Origin of the sequence: Deinococcus planocerae (assembly GCF_002869765.1) — a bacterium.
Classification (GTDB): Bacteria; Deinococcota; Deinococci; order Deinococcales; family Deinococcaceae; genus Deinococcus; species Deinococcus planocerae.
Map to the genome: position 1 here is coordinate 156,280 of NZ_PNOR01000003.1, position 23,142 is coordinate 179,421.

Here is a 23,142-nt window from a genome sequence, read left to right on the forward strand (position 1 = left end):
ACCGCCGCGTGACAGGGGCGTGAGAAGGCAGAGGGCTCCCGCCGCACTCGGGGGAGCCTCCTCTCCGTCTCGTCCTCAGGGCGCCGTCGTGTCGTCCGGCTCGGCAGCCTTGGGGCTGGGCGTGCTCTGCTTGGTCCGCACCACCTTCAGCGCCTCGGGGTCGGGCTTCTCGTCGCGCAGGGGCTGCGGATTGGGGTCGGGGGCGTAGGCGGGGAGTTCTTCGAGGTACACCCGGCGCCGCTCGATCCGGTCGGGGGGCGTGAACTCGGTGGCGAGGCGGCCCGTCGTGCGGTCCACGCTGATGACGGTCGTGCGCGAGTCGCGGGCGGGCTGCCACGTCGCCTCGCGGTACACGGTGGGCGGCGGGGCGTCGCGCTCGATGGCAGTGGTCGAGGTGTTGAACCGGGGATCGACGCGGGCGATCTTCACGCCGGGCAGGTAGCCGGGGTCGGGTGCCTCCGCGTAGAGGATGCCGGGCGGCTCCACGAAGGCGGTCGGCGTCTTGCCCGCGTGCGCGATCTCCATCATCCGGCGCCAGATCGGCGCGTTCACGTACCCCGAGTAGTAGTAGGTGGGCATCTCGCCGCCCTGCTGCTTGCCGACCCACACCGCGCCCGTGTAGAGCGGCGTGGTTCCGATGAACCAGAAGTCCTTGGGCCCGTTCGAGGTGCCGGTCTTGCCCGCCACCGGCCACTCGCCGAACTTCGCCCGCGTGGCGAGGCCGCCCTGGCGCTCGCTGAGGTCGTTCACCACGCCGCGGATCATGTCGAGGCCCAGGAAGGCGACCTGCGGCGTCCAGACCCGCTTGGCCTTGATCACCTCGTTCGCCGCGTCGTACAGCACCTCGCCCCGCGCGGTCGTCACCCGGGTGATGTAGCGCGGCGCGCGGTAGAGCCCGCCGTTCACGAAGGGCGCGTACGCGGCGGCCATCTTGACCGGGGTGGTCTCCACCGCCCCCAGCGCCGCCGCGAGCCCGGTGCCGTCGTTCGGCGGAATGCCCAGGTCCCGGATCTTCCCGAAAAAGGTCTGGAGCCCGATCCGGTCGGCCAGCCGCACCGTCACGAGGTTGAGCGAGCGGTCGAGCGCCTCCCGGATCGTCATATTGCGGAAGGTCGTCGCGCCCTCGAAGTTCTGGGGCTTGTACACGCCGTCCTTGCACCCGATGGCGCAGGGGAAGGTGACGGGCTTGTCCTCCTCGCGGTGGGTCTGGTCGAGCCCCGTCGAGAGTGCCGTCGTGTACAGCAGCGGCTTGATCGTGGAGCCGATCTGCCGCTGGCCCTGCGCCGCGTTGTTCCAGTCGGGAAGCGGCTGCCCCGGCACGATGCGCTGCCCGATCATCCCGAGTACCTCGCCCGTGTAGGGGTCGAGGATCGTGGCGCCCAGCGTCGCGCCCGGCGGGAAACCCCGGTACGACAGCGACGTCGCCTCGCGGCTGGCCGTCTCCACCGCGTCCTGAAGCTTGGGGTCGAGGGTCGTGTACACCCGCAGCCCGCCCGAGCCGTACACCTTGTCGCGCCCGAAGCGGCGAACGAGTTCCTGCTCGACCTGACTCACGAAGTGCTGCGCGCGGGTGCTCGTCACCGCCTTGAGTTCCTTGGCCGAGCGGTCGACCAGCTTGGCGCCCTTGAGGGTCCCGTCGGCGGCGTAGGCGACCTTCCAGCCGCGCGGCTGCAACTTCTCGCGCCACGCCGCGTCCGCCTGGGCGCGGGTCACCCAGCCGTCCTCCACCATGCGGTTGAGGAGCACCTTCATCAGGGGCCGCACCGCCGCGTAGTCGAAGTAGCGGTTGGCGGTCGGCACCAGGATCGTGAGGTAGGCGCTCTCCGCCAGGCTGAGCTGCTTGGGCGTCTTGCGGAAGTACGCCTGCGCCGCCGAATAGATGCCGTAGAGCTCGACCGGCCCGCCGTCTCCCCAGTAGATCGCGTTGAGGTAGTTCTGGAGGATTTCCTCCTTGGTGAAGGCCCGCTCGACCTGCACCGAGAGCATCCACTCCTTGACCTTGCGGTCGGGGGTGCGCGCCTGCTTGTACTCGTCGAAGAGCAGGGTGTTCTTGATGAGCTGGTTGGTCAGCGTCGAGCCGCCCTGCACGTCCTCGCCCTGCGCGACCCGCTGGAACTGCCGCCCGATGCCGTAGGGGTCCAGGCCGTAGTGCTCGAAGAACCTGCGGTCCTCGTTGGCGATCAGGGCCGCCGTCATGAAGGGGCTGATCTCGTCGAGGCGGACGAGGGTGCGGCTGACCGCCTGCTCGCCGATTTTGGGGACGAGGGTGCCCAGCGGCGTGCCGTCGCGGGCGTAGACGCGCGTCTCGGCCCCGAAGGTGAAGGTGTCGAGGGTGCGGTAGTCGGGCAGCTCGCGCGCCCACTTCGTCGCGTAGGTGGCGCCGACGCCCGCCGCCGCGACGCCGCCCGCGAGGAGCAGGGAGGTGGTGAGTTTGACAAATCTCAGGAACACGTGACTTCTCCTAGGGCGTGCCCGTTTCGCGCGGGCGCCGGGCCTCGATCAGGTGCGAAAGCCTCCCGCGCAGGTTCTTGCCGCTCAGGGGCTTGTACACGAGGTCGTCCGCGCCGACGAGCTTGGCCTGGTCGCGGGTGTGGTCGTCGTCGAGGGCCGTCATCAGCAGCACGGGCGTGCCCCGCAGCCGCTTGACCCGCTTGACGCGCGAGCAGATCTCGAAGCCGTCCATCATGGGCATGTCCACGTCGAGCAGCAGCGCGTCGGGCGTGTGGGTCTGGAGGTACTCCAGCGCCGCCCGCCCGTCGGCCACCGCCGTGATGGTGTGCCCGTCCGCCGACAAGATCACCTCCAGCATGGTGCGGATGGCCGCGTCGTCGTCCGCGACGAGGATGGTATACGCCATACCCTCCATGATAGGGCAGCGTGGGGTGAGAGCGTCTGTGCCGCCGTGCAGGAAGGGCAGGCAAGGGAAGACCCCCACGCGGGGTGGGGGCCGGGGAAGGATGGCTACGAAGTTACGGAGAGGAGAAGGCCACCACAACGCCCTGCCTGGTGGGTGTCTGCAAGGAGGAAACACCCGTGTTGTCAGTAGCGACGGCCAGAATGTTATAGAGGCCGGTAGTCGGGGTGTTCTGCCACACGACGGTGTAGGGCGCGCTCGTGGCCTCGCCGATCTTCTGGACTGGAGTGCCGCCACCGAAGGGGAAGGCGAAGAACTCGACCCGCGCGATGCCCTCCGGGTCCGAAGCCTCTGCCGCCAATGTTAGCGGCTGACCGGCAGGAACTGGGGTGACGGAAGAGGAGGAGGACGGCTGGGTCAAGCTCACCTTGGGTGCGGTGTCCCCTGCCTGTGACTTGCGGTAGATCTCGATGGCCGAGAAGTTGGCGGTCGCCGTGCCTGTGCTGGCGACGTTCAGTGTGCCGTCACTCACGCTGATGTTGATGGGTCCCAGCCGCTTCCACTGGCCCGCCTCACCGGGCTCGAAGCGTGCCACGTCCTGACCCTCCATCTGGATGCCGTAGTCGGTCGCGTCCTCGGCACGTACCCAGAGGTAAACCGCATAGGAGGCTTCGGGCAGCGGCACGTTCACTTCCAGACCACCCTGCCGCGAGAGGGCGCTGCGGACCAGGGCGTCGCGGGCGGGCTCGGGGGTGGGCGAGAGGGGCGCGCTGGCAGGCAGGACGGTCGGGGTGCCGTTCGTCGTGATCCCCCTCTTGTCGCCCGCCGAGAAGTTCGGGCCGAGGAACAACCCCTCGTAGCTCTGGATTTGAACGTCCGGTCCGCCGAAGTTGATCGCAGGCGACGCCAGAATGGTGGAGTTGCCGGAGTAAAAGATAGCCAGACGCGAATCGGAGGCGGTGACGGACCCTTGATCGTCAATGGCCCGAGCCGTGAATCTCGTGGAGGAAGTGGTGTCGACATCGCTGCTGCGTGCAAACACGAGGCTGTAGGGTGCAGTCGTGTCCTCGCCGATTTTGGTGTTGTCGGCATAAAATTCAACTCTTACTATCTTGCCGTCTGAATCAGAAGCGTCGGCGTTCAAAATAATGTTGTTGTCGTCCTCAAATTCTTCGAGACCGGAAGTGTCAGACTCGAATGCGGGCAGAACCCCATTCTCGACACTCAGGGTGACGGTCGGCGCCTGATTGACGGGCGGAGGTGGAGGTGGCGTCGTCCCGACGGGTTCGATGACAAGGTAATCGACGATGGCGTTGCGGTCCTTGCCCCGACCCTCGTACAGATCGTTGATGAACGACAGGTTGAACACCTGCCCTGGCTTCAGATCGAACTCCCCGAACTTCCGGTTGACATACGTCGCCGAATCCAACGTCGCCACCGCCAGCCGTCGCTGGGCCGCGTCGTTGAGGTCCACGGTCGGCCAACCCTTGTAGTTCTCACCCTTCCCGCGGACCGAGACGGTGTACCGTCCGGCTTTGACGCTGCCCGGGACGACGAAACGCACGTTGTCGTTGGTGCCCAGCAGAATGACGGCCTTGCCGCCGGAGGCATTGGGATCGTTGATGATCCGGCCACCGTTGCGGGGATCGGCGACGGTCTGCGGGGTGGTGAAGGCCTGGATCGTGCCGGCCTCGGCCTCGAACTGCAAGTCGTTGGAGGCCGTCGGCGTGGAGGCCTGTTGACTGCACGCCGCCAGCGTCAGGCTGAGCAGCACCAGCCCGGCGTGGCGGCGCATCCGAAGTCCAGAACGTTCTCTTCCGTGGGTCATCTTCTTCCCCTTTCGCGCTCCACAAGTCGAGCAGGGCGAGTGGTCTCCCTCATGGACTCATCTATCGTGGAACTGGACTCACCTTACACTAAGAGAGAAGAACTTCACAGAAACGGGGCTTCATGAAAGCCGCGGTCAGCTTCCCGGACTCACAGGACGAACCCCCACGCGGGGTGGGGGCCATGTGGGGAGCGAAGGGCTGCACGGGGACGCCGGGCGGTGCTACGGGGCTTGGATGATCACCCTCGTCTCTGCCGTGGAGGAGAGGCCGCCGCTGTCGGTGGCCCGCGCGATCAGCGAGTAGTACCCGGCGGGGGCGTTCTCCCACGCGAACTCGAAGGGGGCGCCCGTGTCCGCTCCCAGGCGCAGGGCGCGGCTCGACGGGGAAGGACCCTTGGCGTAGAACTCGACCCGCTCGACGGCCCCGTTCGGGGAGGAGGCCGTGACCGTCAGCGGGAGGGCGGCGCCGGGATAGGGGGCGTATTCGGGCACGGGGTCGAAGGCGACGCTCGGCGCGGTCTCTCCAGGCTGCCTGACCCGCCAGACCTCGAGGGCCGAGAAGCTCGCGGGGGCGCTGCCGGTGCTCGCGATATTCAGCACGCCGTCTCCCACCGTGACGGGGAAGGGCCCGAGCTTGCTCCAGAAGCCCGCCTCCGGGGGCGCGAAACGCGCGACGCTGCGGCCCTCCATCTGGAGGTCGTAGGGGGTCGTGTCCTCGGCGCGCACCCACAGGTAGACCTCGTAGGGGGCGTTCGGCACGGAAACGCCCACCTCCAACCCGCCCGCGCGCGACACGGCACTCCGGACGATCTCCTCGCGCTCCGGGCTCAGGACCGGAGGCACCAGCGGGGCACTCGCCGTCCGGACGGTGCCGTTGGTGGTCCAGCCCCCCGCGTCTCCCGCGTCGAAGAACACGCCGTTGAGGCAGAAGGGACAGCGGAACTTGTTCACCGCCGCCCGCGGGCCCCCGAAGTTGATCGCGCGCAGGGGCAGCGGGCTCGCCGGGTCGTCGGCCCGCGAGCGGGAGGTGACCGTGACGGGCGCGGAGGTCCCCACGGCCCCCCGGTCGTCGGTGACCCGCGCCGAGTAGGAGACCGGGGTGGGCCCGGTGAGGGGCTGGTCGCGCTCCTCGCTGTGCACGAGGCGGTAGGGGGCGGAGGTGGCCTCGCCGATCTTGACGCCCTCACGGAAGAACTCGACCCGCGTCACCGCGCCGCCTGGGTCCGAGGCGCTGGCCTCCAGCACGACGTTGTGCTCGTCCTCGAAGGTCGAGCCGCCCCGTCCGGTCAGGTCCCCGTTGTCGGGTGGGCGCAGGGTCACCGTCGGCGCGCCGTCGGCGGGCGGGGTTCCCCCCACGGGCTCGATCAGCAGGTAATCGACGATGGCGTTGCGGTCCTGGCCCGGCCCCTCGTACAGGTCGTTGAGGTAGGACACCTGGAGCACCGCGCCGGGGATCAGGTCGAACTCCCCGAAGGGGCGCGTCGCGTAAGCGCCCGAGTCGAGGGTCGCCTCCCCCAGCCGCCGCTGCTCCGCGTCGTTGAGGTCCACGGTGGGCCAGCCCTGGTGGGCCTCGCCCCGCCCGCGCACCGAGACGGTGTAACGCCCCGCCGCCAGGGTGGACGGCACCACGAACTCCACGTTGTCGTTCGTCCCCAGCAGGGCTACGGCCTGACCCCCGCCCGCGTCAGGGTCGTTGATGATCCGCCCGCCCGAGCGGGGGTCGGCGACCGTCTGGGCTGCCTGGCGGGCCCGCACGGTGCCCGCCTCGGCCTGAAGCCGCACGCCCGCGCCCGGGTGGGCGGCCACGCCGGGAGCCGGGACCCCCGTTCGGCTACAGCCCACCAGCCCCAGGCTCAGCGCCAGCAGCACTCCGGCGCCCCGGCCCCGCGGCGCCCGCCCTCTCCCCGCCTTCCACCCCTCGCGCTCGGTCATCCTGATCCCCCCGTTCGCCGCGGCCCGCCGGGCGCCGGGGTCCACACTCCCCGCGTCCGCGTCTGTCAGGCCGCCGTGATCGGCCCACCGTACCACGCGCGGGGCCGGGGACTCTCATCCTCCTCGCCCGCCCCACATCTGCGGGTCACCCTGCGGGAAGGAGCGTCCGGGCGCCGAACCAACGCCGGGGGCAGGGCTCAGCTCGCCGCCGGGGTCGCCTGCGCCCGCTCCCGGGCCTCCCCGGCGAGCTGGCGCCGCAGCACCTTGCCCACCGCCGTCTTGGGAAGTTCGGCGCGGAACTCCACGCTGCGCGGCACCTTGTAGGGGCTCAGGCCCGCCCGGCAGTGCGCGACGATCTCGGCCTCGGTGGCGCGCGCCCCGGGCCTGAGCACCACGGCGGCGTGGACGCTCTCGCCGCGGTAGGCGTCGGGGAGGCCCACGGCGGCGGCCTCCAGCACGGCGGGGTGGGTCATCAGGACTTCCTCGACCTCGCGCGGGTAGACGTTGTAGCCCCCCGCGATGATCAGGTCCTTCTTGCGGTCCACGATCCGGAAGTACCCGTCCTCGTCCATTGTCGCGAGGTCGCCCGTCAGCAGCCAGGTGCGCCCGTGCGCCTCCCGCAGCGTCTTCGCGGTCTCGTCCTCGCGCCCCCAGTAGCCCTTCATCACGTTCGGCCCGGCGACCCACAGCTCGCCCACCTCGCCGCTCGGGACGGGCTCGCCGTCCTCGCCCGCCACGAGGGCGTCCACCCCCGGCATCGGGAGGCCGATGCTGCCGTCGCGCTGATCCCCGAAGATCGGGTTGGTGTGGGTGATGGGCGCGGCTTCTGTCAGGCCGTAGCCCTCCACCAGATTCGCCCCGCCCGTCAGCGCCCGGAACCTCCGCGCGGTTTCGAGCAGGAGGGGCGCGCTGCCGCTGATGCACGCGCGGATGGTCGTCAGGTCGTGTTTGGCCGTGTCGGGGTGGTTGTTGATCGCGTTGTAGAGGGTGGGCACCCCCGGAAAGAGGGTCGCCTTGCTCGCGCTGATCTGCGAGAGCACCATCCGCACGTCGCGCGGGTTGGGCACCAGGGCAATGGTCGCGCCGATCAGGAGGCTGAGGTTCATGGCGACCGTCATCCCGTACACGTGGAAGAAGGGGATCGCCGCCAGCGTGACCTCCTGCCCCTCGCGCAGGTCGGTCATCCACGCCCGCGCCTGCTCGGCGTTCGCCACGAGGTTGCCGTGGGTGAGCATCGCCCCCTTGGGCACGCCCGTCGTGCCGCCCGTGTACTGGAGCAAGGCCACGTCGTCCGGGCGAATCGTCACGGGCTGCGGGGCCGGGGCGTGCGAGCGCACGAGCGACCCGAAGTGGAAGACCGTCCCCCCCGCCTTCACGTCCACCCAGGTGCCCTCCCGCCGCGCCTTGAGCGGATAGAGCACGTTCTTCGGGAAGGGCAGCGCGTCCTGGATGCCGGTCACGATCACCCGCTTGACGGGCACGCGCGCGGCGATCTCCTGATAACGTGGGTAGAAGGCGTCGAGCAAGATCAGCGTCTCGCTCCCGCTGTCGAGAAGCTGGTGTTCGAGTTCGGAGGCCACGTACAGCGGGCTCGTGTTCACCACTGCCCCGCCCGCGAGCAGCGCCCCGTAAAACGCCACCACGAACTGCGGGCAGTTGGGCAGCATCACGCTGACCCGCTCGCCGGGCCGCACCCCCAGCCCCTGAAGGGCCGCCGCGAAGCGCCCCGCGTCCTGCCACAGCCGCCCGTACGTGGTCGTCCGGCCCAGGAAGGTCAGCGCCGCCCGGTCGGGGTAGCGCTCGGCGCTGCGGCGCAGCAGGTCGGGCAGCACGTCGCCACTCGGCGTGAAGTCGCGCGGAACGCCGGGTTCGTAGTGGGCCAGCCAGGGTCTTTCCATGCGGCGCGTCACACTCCTAGGGACCACGCCTCGGCGGCCACCGGGCGGGCGAGAGGGGTTGGAAGTTGGACTCAGTATAAGCACAAAAGCTCTTCCGTTGCACTCCCCCAGCGGGTGCCTTCGGGGGGTGGCCGGTCCACAAACCCGCCCCGACCTGTCCGCGACCCCACGGAGCGGGGCGGGCGGCTCGTGCAAGATGGGCCCCATGACGACCCCTGCACCGGACCCTGCGGCCCACCGTCCCCACCTCGAAGAAGCCCTGCGGCTGGCCCGCGAGGCGCAGGAGGCGGGCAGCGCCCCGGTCGGTGCCGTGCTCGTGAACGCGGGGGGCGAGGTGATCGCCCGGGGCCGCAACCGGGTCGGCGAGGCCCAGACGCCCGAGCACGTCGGGGCCGCGAGCGTGGCCCACGCCGAGATGGACGTGTTCTTCGCGGTGGGCAAGGTCAAAGATGCGGGGGAGCTGACCCTCTACACCAGCCTGGAGCCCTGCCTGATGTGCGGCGGGGCGAGCGCCCTGCTCGGCGTGGGCCGGGTGGTGTGGGCCACGAACGATCCCTGGGGCGGCTCGGGCCGGTTGATCGCCTGGAGCAGCCACCCCGCCATGCAGGAGACCGAGGTCGTCCCGACCCCCGACCCCGAGCTGGAGCGCGAGGGCGCCCGCCTCTTCGCCCCCGAGGCGAGGCGCGCCTTCCCCGACGAGGGCTGGGCCCTGTGGCGCGAGCACTACCCGGAGGAAACGGCGGGCGTGGAGTGAGCGTCCTCGTCGTGGGGAGCGTGAACGCCGACCTCACCGTGCGGGCAGGGCGCATCCCGGCCCCCGGCGAGACGGTCCTCGGCGGGGACGCCACCGTCTCGCCCGGCGGCAAAGGGGCAAATCAGGCGGTGGCCGCCGCGCTGGCCGGGGCAAAGGTGGCCCTGTGCGGTGCGGTCGGACAGGACGCTTTCCGGGAGGCGGCCCTGCGGGGTCTGACCCGGGCGGGCGTGGGGCTCGACCACCTCCACACCCTCGCCGCGCCCACCGGTCTCGCCCTGATCACCGTCTCCCCGGAGGGCGAGAACGCGATCACGGTGGCGAGCGGGGCGAACGCGCACGTCACCTCCGACCATCTGCCGCAGAAGTGGGAGGGCTTCACCCACCTCCTCCTGCAAGGTGAGTTGCCGCCCGGGGTGACCCGCGAGGCCGCCCGCCGTGCCCACGCCGCCGGGTTGACCGTGGTGCTCAACGCCGCGCCCGCCCGCGAGCCCGATCCTGGCCTCCTCGCGCACACCCATCACCTGATCGTGAACGAGCACGAACTCGCGGTGCTGGCGGGTGGGGCTGGGGAGGAGACCGCCCGTTCCCTCCTCGAACGTGGACCGGGGGCAGTCACCGTCACGCTCGGTTCTCAAGGCAGCCTGACGGTGACGCCGGACGCCACCCACCGCCTCCCCGCCCACCGGGTCACCCCCGTGGACACGACGGGCGCGGGCGACACCTTCTGCGGGGTGCTCGTCGCGTGGCTCGCCGAAGGTCAAGCCCTCCCCGAGGCTCTCCAGGCCGCCACCGTCGCCGCCGCCCTCGCCTGCACCCGCCCGGGGGCGCAGGACGCGGTGCCGGGCCGGGCCGAGATCGGGGCCGCCCTCGCCCACGCGCGCTAGGCTGCCCCCATGCGGTACCGCACCTTCGCCGAACCCGACTACGACGCCCTGGCGGCCCTCGACCTCGCCGCCCGGCGTCACGCCGACCCCCGCTTCGACGCCCTGCCCGACCGCGAGCGCGAGGGGCGGCTGAGTACCAGCCTCCCCGCCCTGAAGTTCTACGAGCGCAGCGAGCATTCCTTCGTCGCCCAGGACGACGCGGGCGGCCTCGCGGGGGCCATCTTCGCCCAGCACGTGTGGCAGGGAGACCGGCCCATCGTGCTCGTGCGGACGGTGCTGCTCTCCCCGGACGCTCCCCCCGAGACGGCGGCGGGCCTCCTCCACGCGGCGGTCAAGAGCGCCTACGACACCGCCGTGTACGAGGTGCATTTTCCCGTGACTCCCGCGCTGGAGAGGGCCGCCGGGGAGGAGGAGGCGCACGTGACCGGGCGCTACGCGGTGCGGCACCTGGGCACCCGCGCGCAGACGGCGCCCGGCGAACGCCTCGGCGTGGGGAAGTCGGCGGCGGCGGGCGCGGAGGGGGGCGCATAATGGCGGGCATGACGAGTCCTGCCACCCGCGTGCTGCTCGGTGTCCGCGGTATGAACCGCGAGGCCGGGGAGCGCGTTGCCGCCCACCTGCTCTCGCTCCCCGGTGTGAGCCGCGCGACCCCCGACGACGGCCAGATCGAGGTCCACTACGACCCCAGCCAGCACACCGTCATGGACCTCGTGCGCGCCGTGCGTGCCCAGGGCTTCCTGGCGGGGATGCTCTAGCCCCCCGTGGCCCTCGGCTACGTCGGCGTCCTGACCGTCCGGGTCGAGATGCCGTGGGTGAGCAACCTCAAGGAAAAGCGCGCCCTCGTCCGCCCCGTCGTCGAGCGCCTCAAGGCCCGCTATCCCCTGACCGTCGCCCGCCTCGACGGCCTCAACGCCCACGACTGGGAGGTGATCGGCGTCGCCACGCTCAGCAACGATTACGTCTGGGTGGAAGAAACCCTGCGCATGGCCGCCGACTTCATCGCCAAGGAGGGCGAGTACCGCGTGGTGGAGGAAAGCACCGACATCCGCGTGCTCGGCGACGACGTGGATGAGGGGGAGGACGAGGAGAGCTGAAGTCCAGAGGTGGTTCGGGGGCGGGTCGGCGCAGATGTCGGGCGCCCCTCGCCGTTGTCGTGGAGCCGGGCCGTCCGTTTCGCCGGATGAGGTGCGACGGGTCGGGTGTGGAAGGGCGCTGGAGGGAGCTGCGGTTCTCCCCTCTGCAAACAGTTCTGCGAGTCTTGCGGTGCGGGCTGGGCCGGTTCTCCACCAGAGAGGGCAAAAAGGAGCGCCGACCTCAGCCGACGCTCCCCCTTTTCCTGTGCCGTCCCCGTCAGTCGCCTTCCTTCGCCAACTGGCTCTTGAGGGCGTCGAAGGCCTCGGGCCTGTTCAGCACGCGCCAGTTCAGGACGCTCTCGCCGCTGAAGCCCGACACGCGGCCCGCCGAGCAGTCGTAGCCCGCGTTTTGCTTGCGCATGATCGGCCACACCGCCGCCGCCGCCCGGCCTGCGATGTCGCGCAGGGGCACCGGGCCGAAGAGGCGCGAGTCCTCGCTGCCGCCCGCCGTGCGGTTGTCGCCCATCACGAAGTAGTGCCCGGCAGGCACGGTGACCTCGGGCTGGTCCTGAAGGAGGCCCGCCCCGCTGGAGGCCGCGTTGTTCGCCAGGTCGCTCTGGGTGTCCCAGCAGCCCTGCGAGCGCCAGTAGTCGGTCGTCCAGCTCTGGTCGAGCCGCACGCCGTTGATAAACACCTCGCCGCCCGAGACGCGCACCCGGTCGCCGGGCAGACCGATCAGCCGCTTGATCAGGAAGGGGCGGTAGGTCCACAGCCCGAAGGCGCTGCGGTTGAGGTTTGGAATCTGCGCGGCGGCCTCGCGCGGCGGCTTGAAGATCAGGATGTCGCCGCGGCTGAAGTTGCCCACCCCCGCCTTGTGCAGCCAGGTCTCGTACTTGGGCACGAAGACGCGCTCGTGATCGCGCAGGTTCGGCATCATGCTCACGCCGTCCACGCCGACGAGCGTCGCCACGAATTGGGTGATCACCACCGCGAACACGATGGGCTCTAAAACTTCTTTCCACAGTTTCCTGAGCGGGCCGGACGCGGCCCCTTTGAGTCTGGTCATGAGGCTCCCTTGGGTTGTCCCGGCGCAGCATAGCGGACGCCACACCCCGCCCGCACGGTAGAAGGTCCCCCCGGGTGAGGAGGTCCCGTGAGGCAGGGACGTTCAGGAGGCCAGCGCCCGCAGCCGGGGGAGTTCGGCCCGCGCCGCCTCCTCGCCCGCCTGGATCGCCTGCGTGCCCCGGTGAAAGCTCTGGAGGTCCACCCCCACCACGGCGGGCCGCAGCAGCACGTCCGGGCGGTAGAGGCTCAGCCGCGCGTCGGTGAGCTGCGCCTGCATGATGTCGGCGGCCCGCCGCAGCGCCTGCACGGGGCCGAGGTGCGCTTCCGCCTCCCGCCGCCACAGCCGCCGCCGGGCGGGCAGTTCGAGGAGGCCGGGCGCCGTCACGTCCACCGCGACCACCCGGTGAACCCCCAGGAAGAGCGCGGCGTCCACGGGCACCTGGTTGAGCACCCCGCCGTCGGCGAGCAGCATGTCCTCCTGGGGCACGGGGTCGATGGCGCCGGGGTAGGCGGTCGTGGCCCGCAGCGCCGGGAAGAGCGGGCCGCTCGACAGGTACACCTGCCGCCCGGTGAGCACGTCCGTCGCGGTCACCGCCAGGGGGGTCCGCAGCTCCTCGAAGGTGGCGGGGAGGTTCGTCCCCAGCCACGCCTCGAAGGCCGCCGCGTTCAAGAGGCCCCGCCCCAGCCGCCAGTCGAGGAGCCGCCGCCACGACACGGCGCCCGACACGCGCGTGAGGTCGTCCGCCGAGAAGCCCGCCGCGATAAAGGCCGCGACCAGCCCGCCGATGCTCGTGCCCGCGAGGACACGGGGCCGCAGGCCCTCTTCTTCCAGCACCCGCCAGACCCCGATGTGGGCGAGGCCCCGCGCCCCCCCGCCCCCCAGCACCAGCCCGAAGTCCGACATGGGGCGATTGTAGGGGCGGGGCAACGGGGGCGGCGCCGCATTCTGTCCGCCCGCTAAAGGTTTCTCGCCCCCGGGGTGAAGGCCCGGTTCACGGGGCACACGCTCACGTTTGTTTGAATTGGCGGCACTGGCCGCCCTCCCCGGCGGCGAGAGGGGAGAGAGACATGTTCTATTACGATGGCAAGTTGCAGTACCCGGTTCGCGTCGAGACGCCCGACCCCCGCTTCGCCCGCGCCCTGCAACAGGCGATTGGCGGCGTGGAGGGCGAGATCCGGGTGTGCCTCCAGTACCTCTTCCAGTCGTTCGGCGCGCGCGGCCCCAAGAAGTACCGCGACATGCTGCTGGCGACCGGCACCGAGGAGATCGCCCACATCGAGATGCTGGCGACCGCCGTGGCGATGAACCTGGAGGGCTCGCCCGGCTCGGTGAAGGAGGCCGCCGCGAAGGCCAACCCCATCGTCGAGGCCGTGATGGGCGGCGGTGACCCCCGGCAGTTCCTCTCGGCGGGGATGGCGGCGCTGGCCGCCGACGCCAACGGCGTGCCCTTCAGCGGCTCGCACGTGTACGCGAGCGGCAACCTCGCCGCCGACATGTATGCCAACGTGACCGCCGAGGCGACGGGCCGCGCCCTGGCCTGCCGCCTTTTCGAGCTCACCGACGACCCCGGCATGAAGGACATGCTGCGCTTCCTGATCGCGCGCGACACCATGCACCAGCAGCAGTGGCTCGCCGTGATCGAGGAACTCGGCGGGCATCAGGGAACCCTGCCCATCCCCAACTCCTTCCCGGTGCAGGAGGAACTGCGCGAGGTGAGCTACGACTACGTGTTCACCGGGATCGAGGGCACGGCGCCCCCCACGGGCCGCTGGACGCAGGGCCCCTCGCTCGACGCCCTGGGCGAGTTCCGCCTCGTGGCCGCCCAGCCGATGGGCCAGGAGCCCATGCTCGCGCCCCCCCTGCCCCAGGCCTACGCCGAGACCCAGCAGATGACGGGCGCGGCGGGCCTGAAAGGCGAGTCGCTGACCTGAGCCCCAACGTTCGCCCGCACGGAGCGTCCCTTCACCGGGGCGCTCTTTGTGTGGGGCTCCGCTGTCGCCCACCGCCCGGTTTGGTTTAAGGTGGAAGCGAATGCCGCTCGCGGGTCAGGTCGTGGGGGAGGGGGTGAGGCTGGTGCGCCCCCTCGGTCGCGGCTCGCACAGCGTCGTGTACTTCGCGGTGGGACCGCAGGGGCAGCCGTGCGCGGTCAAGATTTTCGAGGCCGCCTTCGCGGGACACGCCGTGCGGGAGTACCGCCACGGCAGGGACCTCGACCACCCGCGCCTCGTCCGGGTCCTGGCCGCCACGCAGGTGGACGACCGCCCCGCCCTCGTCGCGACGCTCGCGCGGGGCGTCACCCTCTTCGGGCGCTACCCCCGGCGGCCCGCCCTGACGTGTGAGCGCCGCGCCTTCCTGCTCACCCTCGCGCACGTGCTCGGGGCGCTCGACCACCTCCATTCGCGCGGACTCGTCCACCGCGACCTCAAGCCCGAGAATGTCCTCGTGGAGCCGGATGGCGCCGCGACCCTGGTGGACCTCGACCTCTCGGGCCCGGTGCGCGAGGTCTTTGCCGTTCCCACCCGCGTGGGCACCGCCGCCTTCCAGAGCCCCGAAGCCGGGCGCGGCGAGCCCCTGGGCTATGAAAGCGACCTCTACGGCGTCGGCGTGCTGCTGGGCTGGGGCCTGACCGGAGAGCTGCCCGAGCCCGGTGCCCCCACCCTCTTCGGCGACGACCCCCTCTCGCCCCTGCACGCTGCCCTCACCGACCCCGACCGCACCCGCCGCCCGGCGAGTGCGCGTGAGGTGCGGGAGACGCTGTTGAGGCTGGCGGGATTGCCGTATTGAGGGGCTGGGGGCGCTTGTTCTTCTCCCTCTCCCCTTGCGGGAGAGGGCCGGGGAGAGGGGGCGTGTGACCAACAGGTGCGACTGCAAGATGCCCGGCCTTCCTACCGCGCGGCGGGTCGCTTGCGGTTCACCCCCTCTGCTCCGCAGCTCTACGAGTCCCAACCTCCCCCACGGGGGCGGAGAAGCAGAAAGGCGCGGGAAAGCCCGTGAATGGCTTGTGGACCCATCTCGCGCCGAAATCTCCGGCCCCTACCCCAGAATCCGCGCCTCGTTCGCCCGCAGTGCCAAGCCGCTCGCCGGGGTGTCGTTCAGGCTGCTCAGGAGCGTCTGCCCCCGTGCCACGTCGCCCAGGTCGCGCTCCTCGCCGCCGAAGTTGAGCAGGACGGTCAGGCGCTCGCCCCCCTGCGTGCGCTCGAAGGCGAAGACGTCCGCGTGGCCGGTGTCCAGCGAGCGGTAGTCGCCGCCGATCAGGACCGGATGCTCGCGGCGCAACCCTGTCAGGGCCCGGAAGTAGTTCAGGTCGCTCGCGGGGTCGGCCTCCTGCGCCTGCACGTTCACCGTCTGGTGGTCGGCGGCGAGGGGGAGCCAGGGGGTCGCGCTCGCCGGGGCGAAGCCCGCGTTGGGGGAGGCGTCCCACTGCATCGGCGTGCGCTCGGGGTCGCGGCTGGCGCTCGGCACGTCGGGCTGCTGGAGCCCCGCCGGGTCCACCATCTTCTCAAAAGGAATGGGCACGTTCTCCATCCCGATCTCGTCGCCGTAATACGCGGTCGGGGTGCCGCGCAGGGTGAGCAGCAGCGTCTGGGCGACCCGGGACTGCGCCGCGCCCACCCGCGTCTTGAAGCGGTGCTGGTCGTGGTTGCCGAGCACCCAGTTCGGCCAGGTGTCGGCGGCCCGGCACGCCGCGTCGTACATGTCGGCGAAGGCGCGAACCCGCGCGGCGTCCCACGGCAGCAGGATGAGGTGGAAGTTGAAGGGCAGATGCACCATCGGCGCGTCCCGCGTGCCCGCGAAAGGGAGCAGGCGGTCTACGGGCAGGTAGATCTCGCCCACCATCATCCGCTCGTGCTCGGGAGTCGAGAATTCGTCGAGCACCTGCCTCATCTCGCGGATGTAGGCGTGTGTCTCGGGTTGGTCTTGCGTGTAGACGTGCAGGAGGCTGCCATGCTCGGGCTGTCCGGGCCGCCACTCGGGGTTCTCCGGCTCGTCGAGGAAGCGCTCGTCCTCGGCGAGCAGCCAGATCACGTCCACCCGGAAGCCGTCCACCCCCCGGCGCATCCAGAAGCGCAGCACGTCCGCCATCGCCGCCCGCACCTCGGGGTTGCGCCAGTTGAGGTCGGGTTGAGAGGGGAGGAACTGGTGGAGGTAATACTGCCCGCTGGCCTCGTCGAGCGTCCACGCGCCGCCCCCGAAAAAGGACTTCCAGTTGTTCGGCGGGCCGCCGTCACCCGCCGGGTCGCGCCACACGTACCAGTCACGCTTCGGGCTGTCCCGCCCGGTCAGCGCCTCCCGGAACCACGCGTGATCGGACGACGTGTGGTTGGGCACGAAGTCGAGCATCACCTTCAGGCCCAGCTTCCGCGCCTCCGCCACGAGCGCGTCGAAGTCCTCCAGCGTACCGAAGAGAGGGTCGATGCCTACGTAGTCGGCCACGTCATACCCGAAGTCACGCATCGGGCTCGTGAAGATCGGCGAGAGCCACACCGCCTCCACCCCCAAGCTCGCCACGTACCCCAGCCGCGCCGTGATGCCCCGCAGGTCGCCCACGCCGTCGCCCGAAGCGTCCTGAAAGGAGCGCGGATAAATCTGGTAGATGATGCCGCTCTGCCACCACTGGAGATCGCCGCTCAGAGATTGCGTCACCCGCCGAGCGTAGCAGGAAGAGGGGTGGGCTGAATCGATTCAGAAACCCTTGGGGAAGAGCGCCCCTCACTCCCCCGACGTATCGCTTCCCAGCCTCACCGTCACGTCCGCGCCGGGCACGCCCTCCACGTCCGAGAGCTGCCCGTGCCCCACGTCGCTCAGGACGGCGGCGGCGGCCCTACCGGTGACGGTGGTGGGTTGATCGGCGCGCGGGCCGTCGGAAATCCGCACGTCCTGATAGCCCAGTTCCTCCAGCCGGGCCTTGAGGCGGCGGGCCGAGCCGCCGGGCGCCCCGACGTTCACCACGGCCACGGTCAGGAAGCGCGGATCGTTCGGGTCGCGGAAGTGCTCGCGCACGATGCCTTGCAGACCCGCCCGGTCGGGCAACCAGGTTCCGCCGCCGCCGAAGTCGCCGGGAACGGTGTGCATGTTGACCTTTAACCCGCCGAGCGCCGAGCCGAGGAGCGCGCCGACCTCCGCCCGCGTGAGGTTGGACTTCGTGTTCGCGTCCAGGGCGGCGACCATGCCGGGCAGGCGCCACCAGTTGACCGGATTCTTGACCTGCCCCACCATCGCGCTCAGGTACGTCTGCTGCCGCGCCACCCGCCCGATGTCGCCGAGGCCGTCCTTGCGGAAGCGCAAGAAGCCCTCGGCCTGCTGGCCGCCCAGGTGCTGCCTCCCCGGTTGCAGGTCGATGTGGAGCCCCCCCGCGTTGTCGTCGTACTTCATGCGCTGCGGCACGTCGAGGGTCACGCCGCCCGCCGCGTCGGTCAAGGAGCGCACGGCGTGCAGGGAGAGCAGGGCGTACCCGTCCACCCGCACGCCCGTCAGGCTCTGCACCGCGTCCATCAGCATGTCGGGCCCGCCGTGGACGTTCGAGCCGTTGATCTTGCCTAGTCCCCAGCCGGGAATGTTCATCCACGTGTCGCGCGGAATCGAGAGCAGATTCGCCGTGCCGTCCGGGCGAAACTGCGCGAGCACGATGGTATCGGTCAGGCCACTGTAGTCCTCGGGCGCCGCCGGGTAGGGCCACACCGGACTGGGCGGGTAGTTCGGCGTGACCCCGGCGAGAAGCACCGTCACCGGGCCCTGCGCCTTGCGGGGCAAGGCCCCGTAACGGGCCAGGGCCGGGGCGGCGGGAGAAAACAGGGCGACAAGCCCGGCGAGCAGGACCAGGAGAAGGAGGACGGCACGGCGGCGCACCCGGCGAGTGTAGCGGGCGGGGAGATGAGGGAACAATCAACTTTGGGTTGACGTGGGTTCCTATGGCTGGGGACGAGTTTGCCGCTCAGGTTGAAACGTCCCCAATCTCTTGGGGAAGAGGCCACGCTTGCCTCGGGCACGTCAACGCCTTCAGGTCCACCCCCACACCCGTGGGGAAAACGGCACGCTGGCGGGCACCGGCCAGTACGGGCTCGGACCATCCCCACACCCGTGGGGAAAACGCCCTCACCCACTGGAGGGCCGGGTTCCCGCCCGGACCATCCCCACACCCGTGGGGAAAACAACCCCTGGCCCCCGAACGCCCGCGCTCACCGCGGACCATCCCCACACCCGTGGGGAAAACATCGTCCGTCCCAGGACCTCGCCCGCCCAGAGCGGACCATCCCCACACCCGTGGGGAAAACCGCATCACCACGTCCCTCCTGCTCGGGGACGCCGGACCATCCCCACACCCGTGGGGAAAACCCCGTGCCTCCCCCTGTAGTCCCCCCTCCCGTGCGGACCATCCCCACACCCGTGGGGAAAACGCCGAACTCAGAGTTGGGGTAGGGCTCAAGAGCGGACCATCCCCACACCCGTGGGGAAAACAGGGGGCTCACCCTCACGCATCCGTGGCCCTACGGACCATCCCCACACCCGTGGGGAAAACAGCCCCTCGTGACCGCGCCCGACGAAGTACAACGGACCATCCCCACACCCGTGGGGAAAACTGCGCGTACTGGACGATGCCCTGCATCAGCGCCGGACCATCCCCACACCCGTGGGGAAAACGTGGGGTGGATTCTCTACCTGCGTGACCGTGCCGGACCATCCCCACACCCGTGGGGAAAACTGGGAGGGTGACGAGCAGACGGGAGACCAGTTCGGACCATCCCCACACCCGTGGGGAAAACGCCCTGCGAAACAAGACCGAGCAAGAGGGAGGCGGACCATCCCCACACCCGTGGGGAAAACCACGACCACCGCCTGCTCGACCGCCTCTGGCCCGGACCATCCCCACACCCGTGGGGAAAACCTGGTGCGGTCGGAAGGCGGGGACGTGATCGGCGGACCATCCCCACACCCGTGGGGAAAACGGGATGTTCGCGCAGCCTCACGGGGAGACCGCCGGACCATCCCCACACCCGTGGGGAAAACCCGGGTCCAACCTCGCGCAGGCCGCGCTCGCGCGGACCATCCCCACACCCGTGGGGAAAACCCGCGTCAAGCCCGCCCTGCAGGGCGACCTCACCGGACCATCCCCACACCCGTGGGGAAAACCTGAGCGGGTGCAGGCTCTCGCGGTGCAGGTCCGGACCATCCCCACACCCGTGGGGAAAACGCGCGGGCCGGGAGGTGAGCCGTGAGTTCCAACGGACCATCCCCACACCCGTGGGGAAAACGTAGGCCACTCGGCCCGAAGCATTTGAATACGCGGACCATCCCCACACCCGTGGGGAAAACGGGGTGCGAGCTTGCCCCCGAGCCCCAGGCTGCGGACCATCCCCACACCCGTGGGGAAAACCTCATTTTGGGGAGGGTGGGCGCTTAATTCATCGGACCATCCCCACACCCGTGGGGAAAACCGCAGCGCCGCCGCCACGTTCCCGCCCGCCGCCGGACCATCCCCACACCCGTGGGGAAAACACACCACGATTAGCACGGATAGCAGCGCCGATCGGACCATCCCCACACCCGTGGGGAAAACGATGGGCTTGATCGCCAAGTACCCCTTTGCCCAGGACCATCCCCACACCCGTGGGGAAAACCTGACGCTGGCGCCGCCCGTCCTGCAAGATCACGGACCATCCCCACACCCGTGGGGAAAACGCAGCCGTGACACCTCACGGGAGACGGTAACACGGACCATCCCCACACCCGTGGGGAAAACGGAGGGCGTTCAAGCGGGGGCTCCCATCGGGGCGGACCATCCCCACACCCGTGGGGAAAACCGTCGCCGTCCAGCGCCTCGGCCAACCCACCCCGGACCATCCCCACACCCGTGGGGAAAACGCACCCACGCCGCCCGCCGCGCCCGCCGCTCAGGGACCATCCCCACACCCGTGGGGAAAACCACCTGTACGCCGGGGCCGCCCTGAACGCGGGCGGACCATCCCCACACCCGTGGGGAAAACGGGAGGCGTTCAGGGCAGGTCACAGGGCCGCTCGGACCATCCCCACACCCGTGGGGACCATCCCCACACCCGTGGGGAAAACAGCGCGGCAAAGTCGTCATCCGTGCCCGGCGTCGGACCATCCCCACACCCGTGGGGAAAACCAACTGCTGACCGAGATCGCCAAGCAGGGGGCCGGACCATCCCCACACCCGTGGGGAAAACCACCTGTTCGTGCTCGCGGGGGCGACTGCGCACGGACCATCCCCACACCCGTGGGGAAAACACTCCCAAAACACGCCGTTTCATCCAGCGCGACCAGCCGTAAGCCTCTCGCAGATGGTCCGATACAGCTTACATTGTCATGCGGCTCGGGCATCCTCGCCCAGCACTTCGCCCACCAGCTTAAACGCAGGCGGGCCGAACTTCTCCCCGCTCAGTCTCCCTGCCCGCTTCCCTCCAGCCATCCCGGTAACTCGGCGGGGCGGCCCTGCGCCCACAGGAAGGCGAACTCGCGGGCGTACTCCCGCGCGGCCTCGGAGGCGGTGGTGGCGACGGTGTACTCGTTCAGGCCGCGCGGCGTCCACGACGAGTAGTGCAGGTTCTGGCTGCCTACCGTGAGCATCCGCCCGTCCACGAGCATCGTCTTGGCGTGCAGGCCGCCCCGGAACCAGCGGGCCTGAAGGCGGCCCTCCAGCCCGCGCGCCCGCAGTTTCCGCCGCAGCACGGCGAGGCCCACCCGGTTTTCCAGCCCCAGGAAGCTGTGCTCGTACAGCAGGGCGCGGATGGTCACGCCCCGCTCGGCGGCGCGGACGAGGGCCCGCATCCACGGCAGGGCGTCCTGGGAGGTGCACAGCCGGGGGTTGAGCAGCGCGAGGTTGCAGCGCACGTCCATGCTGAAGCTGACGTGCATCAGGTCCACCCGCTCCCGCGCGGCGTCGAGCAGGGAGACGAGGGCCTCGTCCGCCATCTGGAAGCCCTCGCGGCGGTAGAGGCTGAAGGCGCGCACGTCCCCGGCGCGGGTGAGGGGCAGGCGGTCGGTGCCCTGCGGGTGCGTGGGCTCGCCCGGCCCTGCGCCCCGGCACAAGGAACGGACGGTGCGCGCGGTCACGCCCGGGAGGCACTCCAGCGTGGTGCTGCGGGTCCACAGGTCGTCGAAGACGGTGAGGCCGTCGCGCGCCACCGGGCCGCGAAAACGCAGGCCGAGGTCGCGGAGGTCTCCGCCGTGGCCCCTCGTCGTGGCGGAGGGCAGGTGCCCCGGCCCCACGTTGAAGCCCATCACGGTGAGGTCCGTGCCGTCCGTCACGAGGAGCTTGGCGTGGCTGTGGGGAAAGGTGCCCGCGTAGTTGGCGACCTCCACCCGCCAGCCCACCCGGTCGTCTTGCAGGGGCACCCCCGCCGCGAGGAGGTCGCGCGTCGCCGCGTACACCTGCGCGCCCCACTCCAGGTTGGCCGCCTGGGGGAAGTTCCCCAGCGCCACCCTCACCGTCACGCCGCCTTCGAAGGCCGCCGGGTCCGCCCTTACGCGCCCGTACAGCTCGGCCACGCCCCGGGCGAGCACCGCGCCGGGGCCCCGCCGGGGGTCGTCCGCCCACTCCATCACCGCGTAGAGCACCTCGCGCCGCGCCCCCGCGATCTGGGCGGCGAGCCCGTCGAAGCCCCCGTGCGGGGTGGGGGGCTGAGCGCTGAAGGCGGGGTCGGGGTTCGGCGTGTGCAGGAAACCCAGAAAGGCGTTCCCGCACGAGAGGTCGGGCCGATTGCCCCGGGGGGTGACCCGCCACACGGCGAGTTCGAGGGGGTCTGTCGGTGCCGCGCAGGTCACCCCGGCGGCGGGCACGGCGAGGGGTTCGGCGCGGGCCGGGCGCGTCTGCACGAAGTTCACCGCGCGCTCGCCCACGCCCCACACCCCCAGCAGCGCGAGGCCGAGGGCCGCCAAGGTGAGCTTGACCTGCCGGTCTTGCGCCGCGTCATGCCGCGAGCTGTCCGCCGCCGCGTCGATGCCCGCCGCGATGGCGCTGTCGCCCACGACCTGCGAGGTGACCACGAAGACGGCGAGCAGGCCGAGCAGCGCCCAGCCACCCCCCGCGAGCACGTCGGGGACACCGACCCAGCCCAGCAGCGCCCCGCCGAGCGCCCCGACCCCCCCGAAGCCGAGCAGGCCCCCCAGGGCGGGCCGCCACGCCAGCCCCGCGCGCAGGGTGAGCAGCCCGAGCACCACCCCCGAGATCAAACCGTAGAGCGCACACACCGCGAGGGCGAGCAGGGCGAGTTGCGAGGCCCCCAGCGCGTCCCCGAGGGCTCCCCCCCGGTAGACCCCCGCCAGCCCCATCAGCCCGCCCACCGGCACGACGAGCAGCCCCGCCGTCACCCCCGACGCGATCCCCGCCCGCGCCCGCGCCTGCCCCGGCGTGAGGCCCAGCCGGTCGAGCGGCAGCGCCCGCGCCGAGAGGGCCCCCGCCAGCCCGAAGCTCAGCACCACGCTCCCCAGCGCGGCGAGCGTGCCCAGGGCCGCCCGCACGTAGGGCTGCCCCGGCGGCACGACCGCGAGCACCACGCTCACGGCCCCGCGCGCCAGCACGACGGCGAGGAGAAAGCCCGCCAGGGCCGAGAGCGCCAGCCGTCCCAGGTGGGCGGGCGGGGAGTGGCGGGGCAGCAGGCGCATCGGGGGTCAGGAGAGGAGGCGAGCCGGAGGCCTCAGCGCCGCGCCTCCACCCCCAGCAGCGCCGCTCCCAGGCTGCCGTAGCTCACCTCGTCCGCCGGGGGGTGGGTCAGCCCGGCGCGGGCGTCGCGCAGCAGACGTTCCAGCGGCAGGGCCGGGGTCAGGGCCGCGCCCCCCGCCCCCCGCACGGCGAGGGCGGCGGCCCCCACGGCGGCGTTCGTGGCGTGGGCCCT

General features: G+C 71.0%; 17 protein-coding genes, 1 pseudogene and 1 CRISPR repeat array. Of the genes and pseudogenes, 7 read left to right on the forward strand and 11 right to left on the reverse strand.

Annotated features, from left to right (window positions below; all coding sequences use genetic code 11):
- Positions 1–75: 75 nt before the first annotated feature.
- The 5 genes from A7B18_RS02750 to A7B18_RS02770 all read right to left on the reverse strand — a co-directional run bounded on the left by A7B18_RS02750 (position 76) and on the right by A7B18_RS02770 (position 8,512).
- Positions 76–2,451, reverse strand: coding sequence for a transglycosylase domain-containing protein (locus A7B18_RS02750; protein ID WP_102125130.1), 2,376 nt, complete (start codon positions 2,449–2,451; stop codon positions 76–78).
- 10 nt (positions 2,452–2,461) lie between these two features.
- The gene (locus A7B18_RS02755) at positions 2,462–2,866 is read right to left on the reverse strand and encodes a response regulator (RefSeq protein ID WP_102125131.1); all 405 of its coding nucleotides are present in this window, start codon (positions 2,864–2,866) and stop codon (positions 2,462–2,464) included.
- A 103-nt stretch (positions 2,867–2,969) separates the two neighbouring features.
- Positions 2,970–4,682, reverse strand: coding sequence for an Ig-like domain-containing protein (locus A7B18_RS02760; RefSeq protein WP_146009437.1), 1,713 nt, complete (start codon positions 4,680–4,682; stop codon positions 2,970–2,972).
- A 222-nt stretch (positions 4,683–4,904) separates the two neighbouring features.
- Positions 4,905–6,710 (reverse strand): Ig-like domain-containing protein, encoded by a 1,806-nt coding sequence (locus A7B18_RS02765; protein WP_102125133.1) that lies wholly within the window; start codon positions 6,708–6,710, stop codon positions 4,905–4,907.
- A gap of 101 nt (positions 6,711–6,811) precedes the next feature.
- Complete coding sequence (locus A7B18_RS02770; protein WP_102125134.1) at positions 6,812–8,512, reverse strand: long-chain-fatty-acid--CoA ligase; 1,701 nt, start codon at positions 8,510–8,512, stop codon at positions 6,812–6,814.
- A 205-nt stretch (positions 8,513–8,717) separates the two neighbouring features.
- On the opposite strand from A7B18_RS02770, the gene A7B18_RS02775 reads away from it, so the two are divergent.
- From A7B18_RS02775 to A7B18_RS02795, 5 genes are read left to right on the forward strand one after another with little or no spacing between them, the layout of a single operon-like run.
- On the forward strand, positions 8,718–9,266 hold the full coding sequence (locus A7B18_RS02775; protein WP_102125135.1) for a nucleoside deaminase: 549 nt from the start codon (positions 8,718–8,720) through the stop codon (positions 9,264–9,266).
- Positions 9,263–10,150, forward strand: a complete 888-nt coding sequence (locus A7B18_RS02780) for a ribokinase (protein ID WP_102125136.1) — start codon at positions 9,263–9,265, stop codon at positions 10,148–10,150. The genes A7B18_RS02775 and A7B18_RS02780 overlap by 4 nt, the downstream gene beginning before the upstream one ends.
- Before the next feature lie 9 nt (positions 10,151–10,159).
- Positions 10,160–10,681, forward strand: coding sequence for a DUF1999 domain-containing protein (locus tag A7B18_RS02785; RefSeq protein ID WP_102125137.1), 522 nt, complete (start codon positions 10,160–10,162; stop codon positions 10,679–10,681).
- Complete coding sequence (locus tag A7B18_RS02790) at positions 10,681–10,905, forward strand: heavy-metal-associated domain-containing protein (RefSeq protein WP_102125138.1); 225 nt, start codon at positions 10,681–10,683, stop codon at positions 10,903–10,905. The genes A7B18_RS02785 and A7B18_RS02790 overlap by 1 nt, the downstream gene beginning before the upstream one ends.
- A gap of 6 nt (positions 10,906–10,911) precedes the next feature.
- On the forward strand, positions 10,912–11,244 hold the full coding sequence (locus A7B18_RS02795; RefSeq protein WP_102125139.1) for a DUF503 domain-containing protein: 333 nt from the start codon (positions 10,912–10,914) through the stop codon (positions 11,242–11,244).
- 256 nt (positions 11,245–11,500) lie between these two features.
- Here the strand turns inward: A7B18_RS02795 and lepB are convergent, their stop codons facing one another.
- Together lepB and A7B18_RS02805 are read right to left on the reverse strand one after the other, a co-directional pair.
- The gene (gene lepB / locus A7B18_RS02800; RefSeq protein ID WP_102125140.1) at positions 11,501–12,289 is read right to left on the reverse strand and encodes a signal peptidase I; all 789 of its coding nucleotides are present in this window, start codon (positions 12,287–12,289) and stop codon (positions 11,501–11,503) included.
- A 102-nt stretch (positions 12,290–12,391) separates the two neighbouring features.
- Positions 12,392–13,192, reverse strand: a complete 801-nt coding sequence (locus A7B18_RS02805; protein ID WP_102125141.1) for a patatin-like phospholipase family protein — start codon at positions 13,190–13,192, stop codon at positions 12,392–12,394.
- 164 nt (positions 13,193–13,356) lie between these two features.
- Here A7B18_RS02805 and A7B18_RS02810 point away from each other — a divergent pair, with 164 nt between their 5' ends.
- Both A7B18_RS02810 and A7B18_RS02815 read left to right on the forward strand, forming a co-directional pair.
- On the forward strand, positions 13,357–14,220 hold the full coding sequence (locus tag A7B18_RS02810) for a manganese catalase family protein (protein WP_102125142.1): 864 nt from the start codon (positions 13,357–13,359) through the stop codon (positions 14,218–14,220).
- A gap of 100 nt (positions 14,221–14,320) precedes the next feature.
- The gene (locus tag A7B18_RS02815) at positions 14,321–15,073 is read left to right on the forward strand and encodes a serine/threonine-protein kinase (protein WP_102125143.1); all 753 of its coding nucleotides are present in this window, start codon (positions 14,321–14,323) and stop codon (positions 15,071–15,073) included.
- 249 nt (positions 15,074–15,322) lie between these two features.
- On the opposite strand, the gene A7B18_RS02820 is transcribed toward A7B18_RS02815, so the two are convergent.
- From A7B18_RS02820 to A7B18_RS02835, 4 genes and pseudogenes are all read right to left on the reverse strand, one after another.
- Positions 15,323–16,933, reverse strand: coding sequence for an alpha-amylase family glycosyl hydrolase (locus A7B18_RS02820; protein ID WP_180969989.1), 1,611 nt, complete (start codon positions 16,931–16,933; stop codon positions 15,323–15,325).
- A gap of 66 nt (positions 16,934–16,999) precedes the next feature.
- Entirely contained in the window at positions 17,000–18,136 is a 1,137-nt protein-coding gene (locus A7B18_RS02825; protein WP_102125145.1) for an LCP family protein, read from the reverse strand.
- Between the two features lie 152 nt (positions 18,137–18,288).
- Positions 18,289–20,536: direct repeats of the CRISPR family, unit length 29 nt; unit sequence CGGACCATCCCCACACCCGTGGGGAAAAC.
- 150 nt (positions 20,537–20,686) lie between these two features.
- Entirely contained in the window at positions 20,687–22,912 is a 2,226-nt protein-coding gene (locus A7B18_RS02830; protein WP_102125146.1) for a phospholipase D-like domain-containing protein, read from the reverse strand.
- Between the two features lie 32 nt (positions 22,913–22,944).
- A pseudogene (locus tag A7B18_RS02835) lies at positions 22,945–23,142 on the reverse strand (acyl-CoA dehydrogenase family protein); the annotation flags it as partial.